This window comes from Streptomyces sp. GESEQ-4 (assembly GCF_017948455.1).
Lineage (GTDB): Bacteria > Actinomycetota > Actinomycetes > Streptomycetales > Streptomycetaceae > Streptomyces.
Genome location: NZ_JAFFSU010000005.1, coordinates 252,180 through 270,763, shown reverse-complemented (window position 1 = coordinate 270,763; position 18,584 = coordinate 252,180). Strand labels below are relative to the sequence as shown.

Annotated in this window: 13 protein-coding genes; 11 read left to right on the top strand and 2 right to left on the bottom strand. The window is 68.2% G+C overall.

Annotated features, from left to right (window positions below):
• Positions 1–94: 94 nt before the first annotated feature.
• The gene (locus KCH48_RS13300; RefSeq protein ID WP_210573502.1) at positions 95–2,782 is read right to left on the bottom strand and encodes a transglycosylase domain-containing protein; all 2,688 of its coding nucleotides are present in this window, start codon (positions 2,780–2,782) and stop codon (positions 95–97) included.
• Between the two features lie 384 nt (positions 2,783–3,166).
• Here KCH48_RS13300 and KCH48_RS13295 point away from each other — a divergent pair, with 384 nt between their 5' ends.
• From KCH48_RS13295 to KCH48_RS13280, 4 genes are all read left to right on the top strand, one after another.
• The gene (locus KCH48_RS13295; protein WP_210573500.1) at positions 3,167–3,847 is read left to right on the top strand and encodes a PadR family transcriptional regulator; all 681 of its coding nucleotides are present in this window, start codon (positions 3,167–3,169) and stop codon (positions 3,845–3,847) included.
• 44 nt (positions 3,848–3,891) lie between these two features.
• Positions 3,892–4,974: an inositol-3-phosphate synthase gene (locus tag KCH48_RS13290; protein WP_210573491.1), complete on the top strand. Its 1,083-nt coding sequence runs from the start codon at positions 3,892–3,894 to the stop codon at positions 4,972–4,974.
• Between the two features lie 78 nt (positions 4,975–5,052).
• Positions 5,053–6,315, top strand: coding sequence for an MFS transporter (locus tag KCH48_RS13285; RefSeq protein WP_210573489.1), 1,263 nt, complete (start codon positions 5,053–5,055; stop codon positions 6,313–6,315).
• Positions 6,316–6,436: 121 nt separating this feature from the next.
• Entirely contained in the window at positions 6,437–6,979 is a 543-nt protein-coding gene (locus KCH48_RS13280; RefSeq protein WP_210573487.1) for a hypothetical protein, read from the top strand.
• Between the two features lie 102 nt (positions 6,980–7,081).
• Here the strand turns inward: KCH48_RS13280 and KCH48_RS13275 are convergent, their stop codons facing one another.
• Positions 7,082–8,548: a CCA tRNA nucleotidyltransferase gene (locus tag KCH48_RS13275; RefSeq protein WP_210573485.1), complete on the bottom strand. Its 1,467-nt coding sequence runs from the start codon at positions 8,546–8,548 to the stop codon at positions 7,082–7,084.
• Positions 8,549–8,833: 285 nt separating this feature from the next.
• Between KCH48_RS13275 and KCH48_RS13270 the strand changes: the two genes are divergently transcribed.
• From KCH48_RS13270 to trxA, 7 genes are all read left to right on the top strand, one after another.
• A complete protein-coding gene (locus tag KCH48_RS13270; protein WP_210573479.1) occupies positions 8,834–11,224 on the top strand; it encodes a DUF6049 family protein in 2,391 nt (796 codons plus the stop codon).
• A gap of 44 nt (positions 11,225–11,268) precedes the next feature.
• On the top strand, positions 11,269–13,509 hold the full coding sequence (gene murJ / locus KCH48_RS13265) for a murein biosynthesis integral membrane protein MurJ (protein ID WP_210573477.1): 2,241 nt from the start codon (positions 11,269–11,271) through the stop codon (positions 13,507–13,509).
• 138 nt (positions 13,510–13,647) lie between these two features.
• Positions 13,648–15,366 carry a protein kinase family protein gene (locus KCH48_RS13260; RefSeq protein ID WP_210573469.1) on the top strand — a complete coding sequence of 573 codons (1,719 nt, stop codon included), beginning with the start codon at positions 13,648–13,650 and terminating at the stop codon, positions 15,364–15,366.
• 31 nt (positions 15,367–15,397) lie between these two features.
• Positions 15,398–16,123, top strand: coding sequence for an RNA polymerase sigma factor SigM (sigM, locus tag KCH48_RS13255; protein WP_210573467.1), 726 nt, complete (start codon positions 15,398–15,400; stop codon positions 16,121–16,123).
• Positions 16,120–17,019 (top strand): anti-sigma factor, encoded by a 900-nt coding sequence (locus KCH48_RS13250; protein ID WP_210573465.1) that lies wholly within the window; start codon positions 16,120–16,122, stop codon positions 17,017–17,019. The genes sigM and KCH48_RS13250 overlap by 4 nt, the downstream gene beginning before the upstream one ends.
• Before the next feature lie 168 nt (positions 17,020–17,187).
• Positions 17,188–18,156 carry a thioredoxin-disulfide reductase gene (trxB, locus tag KCH48_RS13245; RefSeq protein WP_210573463.1) on the top strand — a complete coding sequence of 323 codons (969 nt, stop codon included), beginning with the start codon at positions 17,188–17,190 and terminating at the stop codon, positions 18,154–18,156.
• A gap of 41 nt (positions 18,157–18,197) precedes the next feature.
• The gene (trxA, locus tag KCH48_RS13240) at positions 18,198–18,530 is read left to right on the top strand and encodes a thioredoxin (protein WP_123998972.1); all 333 of its coding nucleotides are present in this window, start codon (positions 18,198–18,200) and stop codon (positions 18,528–18,530) included.
• Positions 18,531–18,584 lie beyond the last annotated feature (54 nt).

Sequence of the window (18,584 nt, the reverse complement as noted above, 5' to 3'; positions counted from 1 at the left end):
GAGGACCGCCGCACCTCGTGGGTGCGGCGGCCCTCGTTTCACGTGAAACATCCGGGTGTTTCACGTGAAACAGTCACACCGGACGATCCGGCGGCTAACCGGTCCCGCCTACGAAAAGGCCTCCGTTGCCATTGCCGTTATTTCCGCCCTCGTCGCCCGTATCTGTAGGCGTCGGTGAGGCCGTCACGCCGCCGTCCGTGCCTCCGGCGTCCGCACCGCCCGCATCGGCGCCGCCGTCCTCGCAGCCGAAGAAGCCACAGTTCTCGCTCTCCGTGGGCGTAGGCGACGGAGAGGGCTGACTGGGCGTCGGAGTCGGCGTCGGGCTCTCCTCCTGCGTCTCCGTGATGGTGGGAGTGGGGGTCGGCGTCGGCTCGTTGACGATCTCGCCGATGGGCTTGGGCGTCGGAAAGTCGATCGCAGGCTCCCCCTTCAGCGCCGCGTCCATGTAGTCGTGCCAGATCTCGGCAGGGAACGAGGCACCATGGATCGACTCTTGGTCACCCGTGCCGTACATCTCCAGGAACGTACGGTTCTTCTTGGACTCATCGTCGTCGTACCGGAACATGGTGATCGACGTGGACAGCTGCGGGGTGTAGCCGACGAACCAGGCGGACTTGTTGCCGTCGGTGGTACCGGTCTTGCCGGCCACATCGCGCCCGGTCAGCTGAGCCTTGGTACCCGTTCCGTCATCGACGACCGTCTTCAGGACGTCGGTGACGTTGTCGGCGACGTCCTCGGTGAAGGCCTCCTTGGTCTTCGTCTCGTGCGTGAAGATCGTGCCGTCCTTGCTCGTCACCTTCTCCACGGAGAACGGTTCACGCTGCTTGCCGCTGGCCGCGAACGTGGCGTACGAACCCGCCATACGGATCGCACTGGGGTCGGAGGTGCCGATGGAGAACGTCGGGTAGTTGGTGCCGGCCAGGCTGTCCTCCTTGAGGCCGGCGTTCATCGAGGCCTCCTTCACCTTGTCCAGGCCGACGTCCATGCCGAGCTGCACAAAGGCGGAGTTCACCGACTCCCGCATCGCCTCACGGAGATCGATCTGGTAGTCGGGCGGAGTGCCGTACGACTCGTCGCCGTCATTGACCTGCAGCCACTCCTTGCCCTTCTCGTTCTTCCAGACCTCTCCGGTGTAATCCTCGATCTTCAGCTTGTTCTTGCCGCTGAACAGGCTCTTCGGGTTCACCTGGGTCCGCTCGTCCTGCGCCTGGGTCGGACCCAGATCCGGGTCCCGTACACCCCACGTCATCGCTGCCGCGAGCACGAACGGCTTGAAGGTCGAACCGACCTGGGCACCGGTGACGTCGGCGTTGTTGGTGAAGTGCTTGGTCGCGTCCTCACCGCCGTAGATGGCCTTGATCGCGCCGGTCTTCGGGCTGATGGAGGCGCCGCCGAACTGGACATGGGTGTCCGTCTTCGGGCGCTTCTTGGGGTCGATGTTGGCCTTCTGGACCTTCTTGACGGAGTCCTCGAGCTCCTTGACCTTCCTCTTGTCGAAGGTCGTGTAGATCGAGTAGCCGCCCTTCTGCAGGTCGTCCTCAGTGATCTTCGTGTTGTTGACCAGATAGGCCTTGGCCAGGTCGACGAGATAGCCGACCTGGCCGCTCAGCGCGGCGTTCGAACGCGGACTCTGGGTCTTGGGAAGCTCGGTGTACTTGGCCCGCGTCGCGGCATCCAGATGGTCGTACTCGACCATCTTGTCCAAGGTGTCCTGCATCTGGATCTTTGCGCGCCGCTTGTTCGCCTCGGCACTGGCCCCGACCGGGTCGATGGAGGGCGAACCCGCCGGGTCGTAGTACGTGGCGCCTTTGAGCGTCGCTGCCAGGAAGGCACACTCGCCCTCGTTCAGGTCGACGGCGTCCTTGTTGAAGTACGCGCGCGCGGCCGCCTGGATGCCGTAGGCCCCGCGGCCGTAGTAGGCGGAGTTCAGGTAGCCGGCCATGATCTCGTCCTTGGAGAGCTTCGCTCCCACCTTGACCGAGACGAAGATCTCCTGGAACTTCCGGGATACGGTCTGCGACTGGTCGTTGAGCATCGCGTTCTTGACGTACTGCTGGGTGATCGTGGATCCACCCTGCGTCTCGCCGCCCCTGGCCATGTTGAACACGGCCCGGCCGATGCCCTTCAGGTCGATGCCGTTGTCGGAGTAGAAGGTCTTGTTCTCCTGGGAGATGACCGCGTACTGCATCGCCTTGGGGATCTGCGAGAGATTGACGATCTGGCGGTTCGTCTCGCCACCCGTGGAGACCATCTCGCTGCCGTCGGCCCAGTAGAAGACGTTGTTCTGCGCCTCGGCGGTCTTCTGGATGTCGGGGACGCCCACCATCGCGTAGCCGATGCCCGCTACGGCCACCAGGCTGCCGAAGAAGCCGATGCACAGGCCGGAGACGAGCTTCCAGGAGGGCACCCAGCGGCGCCACCCGTACTTACCGGCCCGGGGGTAGTCGACGAGCCTCTTCCGGCCAGGAGGAGCCGGTCGCCCTCTTCCTCGTCCGGGACCGTTCGGACCGCCGGGGACGGCGCCTCGGCCGCCCCGGCCGGGGTCGGCCGCTCTGCGGCGGCCGCCTGTGCTTCTCTGGGCCGCACGCCGGGCCTCGGCGCGGCCGCCGTACGGCCGCTCCTCTGCTCCCGGCCCGGAACCCGACCCGTACGAGTCGGAAGGAGACCCGGTTACGCCCCGCGGTGCCGCGCGGCGGCCGGTGGGCAAGCTGGACTGGCCGCGTCGGGCCGCGGCACGTCCGCCTCCCTGCGGCTGCGGCGGTTTGCGACGGTGCTCGCTCATCGAACGACTACTCCTAGGGCAGGCGCACCGTGGCGCGCCTGGAAACGGCGGCAGGTTTCCGGTCCCCCCGAAGTACGGATGCGGTCGGTCCTGCATTCATCCGTACTGCACCAGGGACGAGGACGCCCCCAGACGTCACTCGGTTCCCGGTGGTCTGCATGCCGCACAGACTACGCACCGTCAAAACCCACCTAGCACCTAAGTTCACCCCAAAACAGGCAACTTACTTCCTACGAATCGGTGATGTGATCCCGTTCACCGTCCTCCCTCTTGTCGCATCCGGAAGGCCGTTCTATCGTCGGGATGTATCGAGTCGATACATCAGCTCGGCATAAGGGCCGTCAAGGCGCCCGTCGTACGGGCCGCGGCAGAGAGGAGGCGACGATGAGCCGGCGTTCCGGGATCCTCGAGTTCGCCGTACTCGGCCTGCTCCGCGAATCCCCGATGCACGGATACGAGCTGCGCAAACGACTCAACACGTCACTGGGTGTGTTCCGTGCGTTCAGCTACGGGACGCTCTATCCCTGCCTCAAGACGCTGGTCGCCAACGGCTGGTTGATCGAAGAGCCGGGGAACACCACCGAGGACGCCCTCGCCGCGCCCCTCACCGGCCGCCGCGCCAAGATCGTCTACCGGCTGACGGCGGAAGGTAAGGAGCACTTCGAGGAACTGCTCACGCAGACCGGGCCCGATGTGTACGAGGACGAGCACTTCGCCGCTCGCTTCGCCTTCTTCGGGCAGACGTCGCGCGACGTACGCATGCGCGTACTCGAGGGGCGACGCAGCCGGCTGGAGGAGCGCCTGGAGAAGATGCGCGCCTCTCTGGCGCGCACCCGGGAGCGCCTCGACGACTACACACTCGAGCTCCAGCGCCACGGGATGGAGTCCGTGGAGCGCGAAGTGCGCTGGCTGAACGAGCTCATCGAAAGTGAGCGGGCGGGCCGGGACCTGAAGGGTCCCGCCCACGGAGAAGCCGCTCGCGACACCACAGAGGGAGCGCCGGGCGTCCTGCCCCGGCCCGGGGACACCCCCGGTCCGGATACGCCCGGCGACACCACCACGTGAGACCCCTGCCAGGGCCTCACTCGTACACACAGGGAGCAACCGGAATGGGTTCGGTTCGCGTAGCCGTCGTCGGCGTGGGCAACTGCGCCGCGTCGCTGGTGCAGGGAGTCGAGTACTACAAGGACGCCGATCCGGCGTCGAAGGTGCCCGGCCTCATGCATGTGCAGTTCGGCGAGTACCACGTCCGTGACGTGGAGTTCGTCGCCGCGTTCGATGTCGATGCCAAGAAGGTCGGCCTCGACCTCGCGGACGCGATCGGCGCCTCCGAGAACAACACCATCAAGATCTGCGACGTGCCGAACACCGGTGTGACCGTCCAGCGCGGCCACACCCTCGACGGCCTCGGCAAGTACTACCGCGAGACCATCGAGGAGTCCGCCGAGACGCCGGTCGACGTCGTCCAGATCCTCAAGGACAAGCAGGTCGACGTCCTCGTCTGCTACCTGCCCGTCGGTTCCGAGGACGCGGCGAAGTTCTACGCCCAGTGCGCCATCGACGCCAAGGTCGCCTTCGTCAACGCCCTCCCGGTCTTCATCGCCGGCACCAAGGAATGGGCGGACAAGTTCACCGAGGCGGGCGTGCCGATCGTCGGCGACGACATCAAGTCGCAGGTCGGCGCCACCATCACGCACCGCGTCATGGCGAAGCTGTTCGAGGACCGCGGCGTCGTCCTCGACCGCACGATGCAGCTGAACGTCGGCGGCAACATGGACTTCAAGAACATGCTCGAGCGCGAGCGCCTGGAGTCCAAGAAGATCTCCAAGACGCAGGCCGTCACCTCCCAGATCCGCGACCGCGACATGGGCGCGGACAACGTCCACATCGGCCCGTCCGACTACGTGGCCTGGCTGGACGACCGCAAGTGGGCGTACGTCCGCCTGGAGGGCCGCGCCTTCGGTGACGTCCCGCTGAACCTGGAGTACAAGCTCGAGGTCTGGGACTCCCCGAACTCCGCCGGCGTCATCATCGACGCCCTGCGCGCCGCGAAGATCGCCAAGGACCGCGGCATCGGTGGCCCGATCCTGTCGGCGTCGAGCTACTTCATGAAGTCCCCGCCGGTCCAGTACTTCGACGACGAGGCCCGGGAGAACGTGGAGAAGTTCATCCAGGGTGAGGTCGAGCGCTAAAGACCAGGTCCAGCTCGATGGTGAGGGTCCCCGAGGCATGCCGCCCGGGGACCCTCCCCGTATGTGAGGCTGTGCCCCATGGCCGTCGTCCGTGACCTGCGCGTCCTCCTGCGCTTCCAGGGCTTCCGGCGCCTGCTCGCCGTACGCCTGCTGTCCCAGGGGGCCGACGGCGTCTACCAGGTCGCACTCGCTTCCTACGTCGTCTTCTCGCCGGAGAAACAGACGTCGGCGGCCGCGATCGCCTCCGCGATGGCGGTCCTGCTCCTGCCGTACTCCCTGGTCGGCCCCTTCGCCGGCGTCCTGCTGGACCGCTGGCGCCGCCGGCAGGTCCTCCTGTACTGCAGCCTCCTGCGCGCCCTGCTGGCGTCGGCGACGGCCGCCCTGATCGTCAGCGACGTCCCGGACTGGCTCTTCTACGTCTCCGCCCTGTGCGTCACCGCCGTCAACCGCTTCGTCCTGGCGGGCCTGTCCGCCGCGCTGCCCCGCCTGGTCGACGCCGACCGGCTGGTGATCGCCAACTCCCTGTCCCCGACCGCCGGAACGCTCGCCGCGACCGCCGGCGGCGGCCTCGCCTTTCTCGTACGGCTGCTGGGCGCCGACTCCGACGCGGCCGTGGTGCTGCTGGGCGCCGTGCTGTATCTGTGCGCCGGGCTGGCTGCGCTGAGCATGGCCCGGGACCTGCTGGGTCCCGACCGGGAGCTGGTCCAGCCCCGCCTCACCACCGCACTCGCCGGCACCGCACGCGACCTGGCGGCAGGTGTACGTCATCTCGCCGCGCCGCAGCGCCGGCAGGCGACGTGGGCACTGGGCGCGATGACGATGATGCGGTTCTGCTACGGCGCCCTGACGGTCATGCTGCTGATGCTCTGCCGGTACGCCTTCACGTCCACCTCGGAGGACGGACTCGCCCTGCTGGGACTGGCGTTGGGCATTTCCGGCGCCGGCTTCTTCGCGGCGGCGGTGCTCACGCCCTGGGCGGCGGGACGACTCGGCCCCGGCCGCTGGATCGTCGTGTGTGCCGCGGCGGCCGCGGTCCTGGAACTCGCCCTGGGCCTGCCCTTCGCCGCGGCTCCCATGCTGGCCGCGGCATTCGTCCTGGGCCTCAGCACGCAGGGGGCGAAGATCGCCACGGACACGATCGTGCAGTCCTCGGTCGACGACGGCTTCCGCGGCCGCGTCTTCTCCGTCTACGACGTCCTGTTCAACGCCGCCTTCGTCGGAGCCGCCGCGGTGGCCGCCGTGATGCTGCCGCCGGACGGTCGGTCGGCGGCGCTGGTGGTCACGGTGGCCGTTATCTACGGGGCAGTTGCCGCCACTATGGCCCGCTTTGGACGCCAGTAAGTGTCACATCAGTGCCACAGAGTCACTCCCGGACACGGAGTTGTCAGTGGAGGCCGGTAACTTACGTGCGTCTTATTTCGACGCCATGTCCGCGTCACACATCCTTTTCAGGGGGACCCCAGTGACAACTCCGCCGCCCCAGGGCCAGAACCCGTTCGCGCAGGGCCAGAACCCTTACGGCCAACCGCAGGGCCAGGCTCCGTACCCGCCCCAGGGCGGCTATCCGCAGCAGCCGGGCCAGCCCGGCTCCCCCCAGCAGCCCGGCTTCCCGCAGCAGGGCGGCTCGCCCTACGCGCCGGTCCCGCCGCAGCCGTCCGGCCGCAAGCTCAGCTTTAAGACGATCAAGAACATCGTCATCGGCGTGGTGGTCATTGGCGTGATCATCGGCGGCTTCCTCGCCAGCCGCGATGACGCCAACAGCGCCGCGGTGGGCGACTGCATGCACCGCGGCAGCACCAGCAACAGCAATCCGGACCTCGAGGTCGTCGAGTGCGGCTCTGCGGACGCCCAGTACGTGGTGCTGGCCAAGATCGAAGGCTCGTACACCACTGACGCCGTGGCCAGCTCCAAGTGCGAGGCCAAGGCCAAGGACTTCCAGTACGTGTACACCGAGAGCGGCGACGGCAGCGACTTCCTGCTCTGCCTGAAGGACTACGCCAAGTAGGGCAGACATCGAGAGGGGCGATGTTTCACGTGAAACATCGCCCCTCTCGTGCGTGCTGAAGGAGGTCATGTTTCACGTGAAACATGGCCTCCTTCCACATCCTCAGCCCTGCTCGGCCCACCACTCCTTGAGTGCCGCCACCGCCGCGTCGTGTTCCATCGGCCCGTTCTCCAGACGAAGCTCCAGCATGTGCTGGTACGCACGCCCGACGACCGGCCCCGGTCCGACTCCCAGGATCTCCATGATCTGGTTGCCGTCGAGGTCGGGGCGGATCGCGTCCAGCTCCTCCTGCTCCTGGAGTTGAGCGATGCGGTCCTCCAGTCCGTCGTACGCCCGCGCCAGGGCAGCCGCCCTGCGCTTGTTGCGGGTCGTGCAGTCCGAGCGGGTCAGCTTGTGCAGGCGGTCGAGGAGAGGGCCGGCATCACGGACGTAGCGCCGGACAGCGGAGTCCGTCCACTCTCCGGTGCCGTAGCCGTGGAAGCGGAGGTGGAGTTCGACCAGACGGGAGACATCCTTCACAAGCTCGTTGGAGTACTTCAGCGCCGTCATCCGCTTCTTGGTCATCTTCGCGCCGACCACTTCGTGGTGGTGGAAGGAGACCCGGCCATCACTCTCGAAGCGACGAGTGCGGGGCTTGCCGATGTCATGCAGCAGCGCGGCGAGGCGGAGGGTGAGGTCGGGGCCGTCGTCCTCGAGCGCGATCGCCTGTTCCAGAACGATCAACGAGTGGTCGTAGACATCCTTGTGCCGGTGGTGTTCATCGCGCTCCAGACGGAGTGCCGGGAGCTCGGGCAGTACATGGTCGGCGAGCCCGGTGTCGACCAGCAGCGTCAGCCCCTTGCGCGGGTGCGCGGAAAGGATCAGCTTGTTCAGCTCGTCCCGGACCCGCTCGGCCGAGACGATCTCAATGCGGCCGGCCATCTCGTTCATCGCCGTGACGACCTCGGGAGCCACCTCGAAGTCGAGCTGCGCGGCGAAGCGCGCGGCCCGCATCATCCGCAGCGGATCGTCCGAGAAGGACTCCTCCGGTGTGCCCGGAGTACGCAGCACACGCTCCGCCAGGTCCTCGAGCCCACCGTGCGGGTCGATGAACTCCTTCTCCGGAAGCGCGACCGCCATCGCGTTCACCGTGAAGTCGCGCCGGACGAGGTCCTCCTCGATGGAGTCGCCGTACGACACCTCGGGCTTGCGTGAGGTCCGGTCGTACGCCTCGGACCGGTAGGTGGTCACCTCGATCTGAAAGCGTCGATCAGTGTCTCCGACGCGGGCGTCCTTCTGCACCCCGACGGTCCCGAAGGCGATCCCGACCTCCCACACGGCGTCCGCCCACGGACGCACGATCTTCAGTACGTCCTCGGGGCGGGCATCGGTCGTGAAGTCGAGGTCGTTGCCGAGCCGGCCGAGCAACGCGTCCCTGACCGATCCGCCGACCAGAGCGAGTGAGAACCCGGCCTCCTGGAAGCGGCGGGCGAGGTCGTCGGCGACAGGAGCGATCTGCAGCAGTTCACTCACCGCGCGGTGCTGCACCTGGCTCAGGGCACTGAGGTTGTCTTCGTTGGCGTTCGGCACAACAGAAGAGGGTACGTGGCCCGGGCGACCCCGAGCGCCCCCATTAAAAGGGGAAGACATCACAGCCCAAAGCCGACGGGCACCTCGCCTCCCTGATATGCGCACAAGATCCGTCCGTGCGGCGAGCGGAGACGCTCCTCCTTTATACGGGCACATACGGGACAGCCCGGTGCCGTCCACCGATCTTGTGGAGCGGTCCGCGGCACTTCCCCTCAGCGCGCATCGTTACCATGCGTGGGCGGACATTCCGACGACCACTGACGACGACGAGGGACGGACGAGCGCGTGGCCGAGGCGGCAGAACTCCAGGGGACCAGTCCCTCACCTGCCCGCCGGTGGCTGCGGCGCACGGCAGCACTGCTCGCCGGCGCGCCCCTGCTGACCGGGCTGCTCCAGCTGCCCGCCGCCACGCCCGCGGACGCCGCCGCACAGACCTCGCTCAAGGCCGCCTCCGGCTCGAGCACGGTGGCCATCGCCATCGACTCGCTCACCCCTGTCACCCCCGTGGAGGGCGACACCCTGACCGTCTCCGGCACGGTGACCAACAACGGCAAGCAGGCTGTCACCGGCGCCGAGGTCGATCTGCGTCTGGGCCCCCGGCTGACCACCCGCTCCTCCATCGACAGCGCCGCCCAGCGCACCGGCTACCAGGAGGGCGCCGACGGCTCACCGGTCGGCGGGGAGTACGTCGAGGAGTTCTCGAAGCTCACGCCCGGAGTCTCCGAGCACTTCAGCATCTCCGTGCCGGTCGACGAGCTGGATCTCGGCGCGGACGGGGTCTACCAGTTCGCCGTCTCACTCTCCGGCGAGACGACCGCGCAACCGTGGGACCAGGTGCTCGGCATCCAGCGGACCTTCCTGCCCTGGCAGTCCGGCGAGGCCGACACCAGGACGAAGACAACCGTCCTGTGGCCACTCATCTCCACGGTCCATATGACGGCGGAGACGGGATCGAACGAACAGCAGACTCCGGTCTTCCTCAATGACGACCTCGCCAAGGAGATCTCCCCGGGCGGCCGACTGAACCAGCTCCTGTCCCTGGGCAAGAACCTCGACGTCACCTGGGTGATCGACCCGGACCTGCTGGCATCGGTCGACGCCATGACGCGCGGCTACCGGGTGAAGAACGAGGACGGCACCACCACGGCCGGAGCCCATCAGGCAGTCGCGAAGAAGTGGCTCGCCTCGCTGCAGGAGGCGGTCGTCGACAAGGAAGTCGTCGCTCTTCCCTTCGCCGACCCGGACCTGGCCTCCATCGCCCACAACGGCACCAGCGTCACCGGCTCGCTGAGCCACCTCAAGGAAGCCACCGACGTCGTCGCCGGCACCGTCGAGACGATCCTCCACGTGGAACCGATCACGGACTTCGCCTGGCCCGTGGACGGCGCCGTCGACCCGTCGATCGTCAAGGTCGCCACCTCGGCCGGAGCGGACAAGGTGATCGCGCGCAGCGACAGCCTGGAGGAGACGGGTGGACTGCCGTACACACCCTCGGCGGCACGGCCCATCGGCGGGGGCATCACCGCGGTGGTCGCGGACACACGGCTGTCGACGGTCTTCCAGGGCGATCTGACGAAGGCGTCGGCCTCCACGCTCGCCGTGCAGAGGTTCCTCGCCCAGAGCCTCACGATGAACCTCCAGACGGACAAGCAGCGCAGCGTCGTCGTCGCCCCGCAGCGCACGCCGACGGCACGGCAGGCCCGGGCGATGGCCGAGGCGGTGACGGCGCTCCAGGGCGGCGCCTGGTCCGAGTCCCAGGTGCTCACGGCCGCCGCAGCAGCCGAGCCGGACGAGGGCGCCACCACGAAGGTGCCGTCGACTTCCGCCTACCCCGCGTCCCTGCGCAAGCAGGAGCTGCCCCGGTCGGCCTTCCAGCAGATCGCGACGACGCAGGACAAGCTCGACAAGTTCAAGGTGATCCTCAACGACCAGTCCCGTGTCGTGACCCCCTTCGGGCGGGCCATGAACCGCGAGATGTCCACCTCCTGGCGCGGCCGGGCGAAGGAGGCGGAAAGCTTCCGCGAAGACGTGGAGAAGTATCTCGACAGCCTCGCCGGCCAGGTCACGCTGATCGACAAGTCCGAGACCAAGCTCTCCGGACGCAGCGCCACCATCCCCGTCACCGTGCAGAACAACCTGGTGCAGGGCGTCGACCACCTGGTGCTGCGGCTCACGTCGACAAGCCCGAACCGGCTCGAGATCGGCGGCGATTCCTACGAGGAACAGCCCGTCACGGTCTCCGGCGGCCACAGCCAGACGGTGAAGTTCACGACCTCGGCCAAGGCCAACGGCCGCGCGACGGTGATCGCCCAGCTGTACACGGAGGACGGCCAGCCGTACGGCTGGCCGGTCACCTTCGACGTGAAGGTCACCGAGTTCACGGCCACGGTCATGCTGGTCATCGGCGGTGGTGTCCTGCTACTCGTCCTGGCCGGCTTCCGGATGTACACCCAGCGCAAGCGCGCCGCCGCCCGCGAGGCCGACGGAGACGGCCCCGACGAGGCGAGCGAAGGCGACGACACCCCGCAGAACCCCGAGGGCCCCGAAGACCGTCTCCAGGAGGAGTCCGGCACCCGGACCCGGGCAGGCGACCCGGAGCAGCCGAGTGACCCGGCACCGGACACCCCAGCGGAAAGCGCAGACCCGTCCGGCACGGGTGAGAGAGTGGACCGTTGAGGATGTCGTGGCCGGTGGGCCCGGGACGATGAGGTGGGGTAACCATGAACGCGCCGCACGACGGTGACCGCGGCCAGGCCGCGGGCAACTCGGGGCACCCCGAGGGCCCGCCGCCCGAGCACGGCCAGGTGCCGCCGCAGCCCCCCGCGGACATGTACCTCCAGGACGCCTACGACCAGGATCCCTACCGGGCGCAGGACCTCTCGGCCCAGGACCCGGTCGCCGAAGCGCTCTACGACCGCGCCGCGCACCCTCCGCCGCCCCCCGGCACCTATCCGCCGCCGCAACAGCTCTACGCCCAGCCGCCGCAGTCCCCGTACGCTCCCGACCCGCGCGTCTGGGCCCAGACCCCGCCCCCCGAGCCGGACGGCCCGACCCAGTACCTGCCGTACGGCGACGATCCCCGCACCACCCAGTACGTCGGCGTCGACGACCTCGTCACCCACTCCTCCGAGGAGCGCCACGAGCCGGACGCCTTCGCGCATCTCTTCCGGGACCAGCAGCAGGGCAGCGGCCATCCGCAGTACGAGCCCGCGTCGGTACCCGGCCAGTACCCGGCGCAGGGACAGTACGGCCAGTACCCCGCGGCAACCCCGCCGCAGCCCGCGCCTGAGGCCCCCGCTCCCGCGCCCGCCCCGGCGGCGACGAAGAAGGGCGGCCGGGCGGGCGGTCTGCTGAAGTCGAGCGCCGTGATGGCGGCGGGCACGATGGTCTCCCGCCTCACCGGCTTCATCCGCTCCGCGCTGATCGTCTCGGCGCTGGGCGTCGGCCTCCTCGGTGACACCTTCCAGGTCGCCTACCAGTTGCCGACGATGATCTACATCCTCACCGTCGGCGGCGGCCTGAACTCCGTCTTCGTGCCGCAACTCGTGCGGGCGATGAAGGAGGACGAAGACGGTGGCGAAGCGTACGCCAACCGCCTGCTGACCTTGGTGATGGTGGCGCTGGGCGCGCTCACCGCGCTCTCGATCTTCGGCGCACCACTGCTGATCCGGCTGCTGTCCGACTCCGTCGCCGGCGACCCTGCCGCCAACCAGGTCGGCGTCACCTTCGTCCAGTACTTCCTGCCCTCGATCTTCTTCATGGGCATCCACGTGGTGATGGGTCAGATCCTCAACGCGCGCGGGAAGTTCGGCGCGATGATGTGGACGCCGGTCCTGAACAACATCGTCATCATCATGACGCTCGGGATGTTCATCTGGGTCTACGGCACAGCCGAGCACTCCGGCATGACAGTCACCAACATTCCGCCGGAGGGGCAGCGCCTCCTCGGCATCGGTGTCCTCCTCGGTCTCGTCGTACAGGCGCTGGCGATGATCCCGTATCTGCGGGAGACCGGCTTCCGGCTGCGGCTGCGCTTCGACTGGAAGGGCCACGGCCTCGGCAAAGCCGTCACGCTCGCCAAGTGGACGTTCCTGTTCGTCCTCGCCAACCAGGCCGGCGCCCTCGTCGTCACCCAGTTGTCCACCGCGGCGGGCAAGGAATCACCCCTCGACGGCACCGGCTTCGCCGCCTACGCCAACGCCCAGCTGATCTGGGGCCTGCCGCAGGCGATCATCACGGTCTCTCTGATGGCTGCCCTGTTGCCGCGGCTCTCGCGTTCGGCCGCGGAAGACGACAGCGGGGCTGTCCGGGACGACATCTCCCAGGGCCTGCGGACGACGGCCGTGGCCATCGTCCCCATCTCCTTCGGGTTCCTGGCTCTGGGTATCCCGATGTGCACGCTGATGTTCGGCTCCTCGGGCACGAGCGAGGCCACGAACATGGGCTTCATGCTGATGGCCTTCGGCATCGGCCTGATCCCGTACTCCGTGCAGTACGTCGTCCTGCGTGCCTTCTACGCCTACGAGGACACCCGCACCCCCTTCTACAACACGGTCATCGTGGCCGCCGTCAACGCCGTCGCCTCGGCCGCCTGCTACTTCGTCATCCCGGCCCGCTGGGCCGTGGTCGGCATGGCGGCCTCGTACGGCCTGGCCTACGCGATCGGCGTCGGCGTCGCCTGGAACCGGCTGCGCAAGAAGCTGGGCGGGGACCTCGACGGGACTCGCGTGATGCGGACGTACGCCCGACTGTGCATCGCCTCGGTGCCCGCGGCGCTGCTCAGCGGCGCAGCCTGCTACGGCATCAGCCGCTCGCTCGGCCAGGGCGTCGTCGGTTCCTTCGCCGCGCTCCTCGCCGGCGGAGCCGTACTGCTGGGCATCTTCTACGTGGCGGCCCGTCGCATGCGCATCGAGGAGCTCAACTCGCTCGTCGGCATGGTCCGCGGGCGTCTGGGGCGCTAGGGCTGGGGTACGCGCACAACCATCGGACCCCACCGTGTGTCGTGCATAGCGGCGGACTGTGGGCACAATTGGTTTCGGCGTCGGACGGCGCGCACGCCAGTCGAACGGCGCGCAATGGATGGGGAGGCAGGAACGACGGTGGCGGAACGGAGCACAGCTGCCGTCGACGTGGCAGACAACAGCGGTGACGAGCCGCTGACCGCTCAGGCGGACCAGTCCACGGCCGACGGGGTGGCCAAGAATCGGGAGCTGGACACGGACATCGACGAGGCACAGGGGAGCGGCGGGACCGAGCGTCCCGGAGAAGCCTCACCGCCCGAACTGCACAGCGGCCACAAACTCGCCAGACGCTACCGACTCGAGGAATGCGTCACCCGTCTGGACGGATTCAGCAGCTGGCGCGCGGTGGACGAGAAGCTCCGTCGCGCGGTCGGCGTCCACATCCTGCCCGCGGACCACACCCGGGCGCGTTCCGTCCTGGCAGCGGCCCGCTCCTCCGCCCTGCTCGGCGATCCCCGGTTCGTCCAGGTTCTCGACGCCGTCGAGGAGAACGACCTCGTCTACGTCGTCCACGAGTGGCTGCCCGACGCCGTCGAGCTGACCGCGCTCCTGGCCCCCGGGCCGTTGGAGCCGCACGACGCCTACCAGATGGTCAGCCAGGTGGCCGCCGCGATGGCCGCCGCCCACCGCGAGGGCCTTGCCCATCTGCGTCTGAACCCCAACGCCGTCCTGCGCACCTCGTCCGGTCAGTGGCGTATCCGCGGCCTCGCCGTGAACGCAGCGCTGCGCGGCATCAGTTCCGAAACCCCACAGCGCACCGACACGGAGTCCATCGGCGCCCTGCTGTACGCGGCGCTCACCCAGCGCTGGCCGTACGAGAGCGACGCCTACGGCCTGTCCGGGCTGCCCAAGGACGTCGGTCTGATCGCCCCCGACCAGGTGCGCGCCGGCGTCCACCGCGGCCTGTCCGAACTCGCCATGCGCGCACTCGCCAACGACGGCGCGACCGCCTCCCGGCACGAGTCCCCGTGCACCACGCCGGAGGAGCTGGTGAAGGCGATCGGCGAGATGCCCCGCATCCGGCCGCCGGAGCCTGCGTTCACGGCCCCGCCCGAGTATCAGCGCACGACCTACCAGCAGGGCACGTACGGCCGTCAGGCGCCGCACCCCGGTGCCGCCATGCCGGTACAGGCACCGCCGCCCCCGCTGCAGAGCCGCACTGGCAAGGCGTTGAAGTGGGCTGTCTCGGCCCTCCTGATCGCGGCCCTGGGCCTGGGCAGCTGGCAGCTCGCCGATGCGCTCATGGACCAGGGCGGCAAGTCCGAGGACACCAACCAGACGCAGACGGAAGACAACGAAAAGAACGGCGACAAGACCAAGCCGGTCAAGACGTTCGCCATCGAGGGTGCCGAGGAGTACGTGGCCGAGGGCGACGCCCAGCATCCCGGCGACGTGGGCCTGACGTACGACAGCAGCACCACGACGGGATGGCGTACCAACAGCTACAACGACGGCCCGAAAATAGTGATCAAGCCCGGTGTCGGCATCCTCTACGACCTCGGCTCCGCCCAGGAGGTGTCGACCGCGACCCTCTCCCTCCGCTACGGCGGCCCTCACACCACCGTCAAGCTGTACGCGACCGACTCGCCGGGTTCGTCCACACCGCTGAGCTCGATGAAGGAGCTGGGCGAGGCGTCCACGAGCGGCACCTCCGCAAAGGTGACGGTCGACAAGCCGGTGAAGAGCCGCTACGTGCTGGTCTGGCTGACAGCGATGCCGTATTCGGGAGAGGATTCCGCCAACTACAGCGGCGCCGGTTACAAGCAGGCCATCACCGACGTGAAGTTCACCGGCTGACAGCTCACCGCATCTCAGGGGAGGGGGTCCGATGGCAGATGGCACCGCATACGGCGACGCAAGCGATCAAGACCTCCTCGCTCGCCATGTGGAAGGCGACCCCGACGCCTTCGGCGAGCTCGTACGGCGTCACCGTGACCGGCTCTGGGCCGTGGCCCTGCGGACGCTCGGGGACCGCGAGGAGGCCGCTGACGCGGTGCAGGACGCCCTCGTCTCCGCCTACCGGGCCGCCCACACCTTCCGCGGCCAGTCTGCCGTCACGACATGGCTCCACCGCATCACGGTGAACGCCTGCCTCGACCGCGCCCGCAAGGCGGCCTCGCGCAAGACCTCTCCCGTCGATGACGCCGAGCGCCTGGAGCAGCTGCTGGAGCCGCATGAGTCGGCCTCGGCTCCCGCGGAGCGCAACGATCTGAACCGTCAGCTTCTCGAAGCGCTCGGTACGCTTCCGCCCGACCAGCGCGCGGCGCTCGTCCTGGTGGACATGCAGGGCTACCCCGTCGCCGAAGCCGCCCGCGTCCTCGACGTGCCGACCGGCACGGTGAAGAGCCGCTGTGCCCGTGGCAGAGCCCGGCTTCTGCCCCTTCTCTCTCATCTGCGGCCCGGGAACGCCGACGACGACAGAGAAACCGGCCGCGGACGGAACCGTGCGCACGGGACATCCGTCCCACCGTCAGCGGATCCGCAGAATGCCGGTTCCCGCGATACAGGACCCAGTGATTCAGCTGCTGTGAAGGGCGGAGGTGGGCGAGCGTGACATCCACGACAGACACGGCCGGGCACCCGGACGTCGCCGAGATCTCCGACCTCACCGAGGGCCTGCTGCCTCCGGACCGGACCGCGGACGTACAGCGGCACCTGGACGAGTGCGAGCTCTGCGCGGATGTGCACGCATCGCTCGAAGAGATCCGGGATCTCCTCGGCACACTGCCCGGTTCACAGCGCATGCCTGACGATGTTGCGAGCCGTATCGATGCCGCCCTTGCCGCTGAGGCTCTTCTCCAGGCCACCGCACCCGATACCGGGGACGACCCGACACCTGTCGGCACTTCTACGCCCGACCACCGTGCTCATGTTTCACGTGAAACATCGGTCTCCGCAGCCCGTCCCGCAGGGAACGCCCGCACCGCGTCCACGGGCCCGGGCCGCAAGGAACGCAAGCGGGGCGTGCGCCGCAGGGCCACCGTCCTCGGCGCCGTTTTCGCAGTGGCCGCTCTGGGGCTCGGTTCCGTGCTGGTGGCGTATCTGAATGACGGCAAGCCGTCCGACGACACGACCGCCGCGTCCGACACGTTCTCCGAGGGGAAGCTGGAGAACCAGGTCGCCGATCTCCTTGCCGGGAATCAGAGCGCCGGCAAGGGCTCCCAGGCCCCGTACAGCCTCGGCATGGAGAAGACCCCCGACAGCGCGAGCCCCCGGGTCTTCAGGGAGCCCACGGTCCCGCCGTGTATCCAGCAGGGCATCGGCACGAGCGACACGGCGATCGCGACTCAGAAGGGCACCTTCCAGGGAACGGACGCCATGCTCGTCGTGCTGCTCGACCCGGCCGACACCACTCGGGTCGTTGCCTACGTCATGGATGCCACCTGTGTCGCCCACCCGTCATCCGGCACAGCCAAGGTCCTGCTGAAGGACTCCTACACGCGCTCCTGAGCGCGAACGCTTCGTTTCTGTCCTCCGTGGTATCCCGTACGGTGTCCACTCTCCGTGTGCCCGGGCACACCGGGAATGCACGCCCCTTAGGATCCGTTGGGTGGGGTGAGAGTTCCGAGAGGGCTCCACTGGCCGTACTGACGCAGTCCAGAGACGAGGAATCAAGCCGTGAGCGACGTCCGTAACGTGATCATCATCGGCTCAGGGCCCGCCGGCTACACGGCGGCGCTGTACACCGCACGCGCGTCGCTGAAGCCGCTGGTGTTCGAGGGCGCCGTCACCGCGGGTGGTGCCCTGATGAACACCACCGAGGTGGAGAACTTCCCGGGCTTCCAGGACGGCATCATGGGCCCCGAGCTCATGGACAACATGCGCGGCCAGGCCGAGCGCTTCGGTGCCGAGCTCATTCCGGACGATGTGGTGGCCGTCGACCTGTCCGGTGAGATCAAGACCGTCACGGACACCGCGGGCACGGTCCACCGGGCGAAGGCCGTGATCATCGCCACCGGCTCGCAGCACCGCAAGCTGGGCCTGCCGAACGAGGACGCTCTCTCCGGGCGTGGCGTCTCCTGGTGTGCCACGTGCGACGGCTTCTTCTTCAAGGAGCAGGACATCGCCGTGATCGGTGGCGGCGACACCGCGATGGAGGAGGCGACCTTCCTCTCCCGCTTCGCCAAGTCCGTGACGATCGTGCACCGCCGTGACACCCTGCGCGCCTCCAAGGCGATGCAGGAGCGCGCCTTCGCCGACCCGAAGATCAAGTTCGTCTGGGACAGCGAGGTGGCCGAGGTCCAGGGCGACCAGAAGCTGTCCGGTCTGAAGCTGCGCAACGTCAAGACCGGCGAACTCTCGGACCTGCCGGTCACCGGCCTGTTCATCGCGATCGGCCACGACCCGCGCACCGAGCTCTTCAAGGGCCAGCTCGACCTGGACGAGGAGGGCTACCTGAAGGTCGACGCCCCCTCGACGCGCACCAACCTGACCGGTGTCTTCGGCGCCGGCGACGTCGTGGACCACACCTACCGCCAGGCGATCACCGCGGCCGGCACCGGCTGCTCCGCCGCTCTCGACGCCGAGCGTTTCCTCTCCGCCCTGGCGGACGAGGAGCAGGCCGAGCCCGAGAAGACCGCTGTCTGACCCCCTTCCGCCCCACGCACCAACCAGTTAAGGAGCCCGCCGTGGCCGGCACCCTGAAGCATGTAACCGACGACTCTTTCGAGCAGGACGTCCTCAAGAGCGACAAGCCCGTTCTGGTGGACTTCTGGGCCGCTTGGTGCGGTCCGTGCCGCCAGATCGCGCCGTCCCTCGAGGCGATCGCTGCCGAGTACGGCGACAAGATCGAGATCGTCAAGCTGAACATCGATGAGAACCCGGGTACGGCCGCCAAGTACGGCGTCATGTCCATCCCGACGCTGAACGTCTACCAGAACGGCGAGGTCGCCAAGACCATCGTCGGTGCGAAGCCGAAGGCCGCGATCGTCCGCGACCTCGAGGACTTCATCGCCGAGTAGTCGATGTTTCACGTGAAACACGAATGGGCCAGCCTCTGAGGGGGCTGGCCCATT

Coding starts and splice junctions, on each gene's coding strand:
- KCH48_RS13300 (WP_210573502.1), bottom strand. CDS start 2,782: ATGAGCGAGCACCGTCGCAAACCGCCGCAGCCGCAGGGAGGCGGACGT.
- KCH48_RS13295 (WP_210573500.1), top strand. CDS start 3,167: ATGAGCCGGCGTTCCGGGATCCTCGAGTTCGCCGTACTCGGCCTGCTC.
- KCH48_RS13290 (WP_210573491.1), top strand. CDS start 3,892: ATGGGTTCGGTTCGCGTAGCCGTCGTCGGCGTGGGCAACTGCGCCGCG.
- KCH48_RS13285 (WP_210573489.1), top strand. CDS start 5,053: ATGGCCGTCGTCCGTGACCTGCGCGTCCTCCTGCGCTTCCAGGGCTTC.
- murJ (WP_210573477.1), top strand. CDS start 11,269: ATGAACGCGCCGCACGACGGTGACCGCGGCCAGGCCGCGGGCAACTCG.
- sigM (WP_210573467.1), top strand. CDS start 15,398: ATGGCAGATGGCACCGCATACGGCGACGCAAGCGATCAAGACCTCCTC.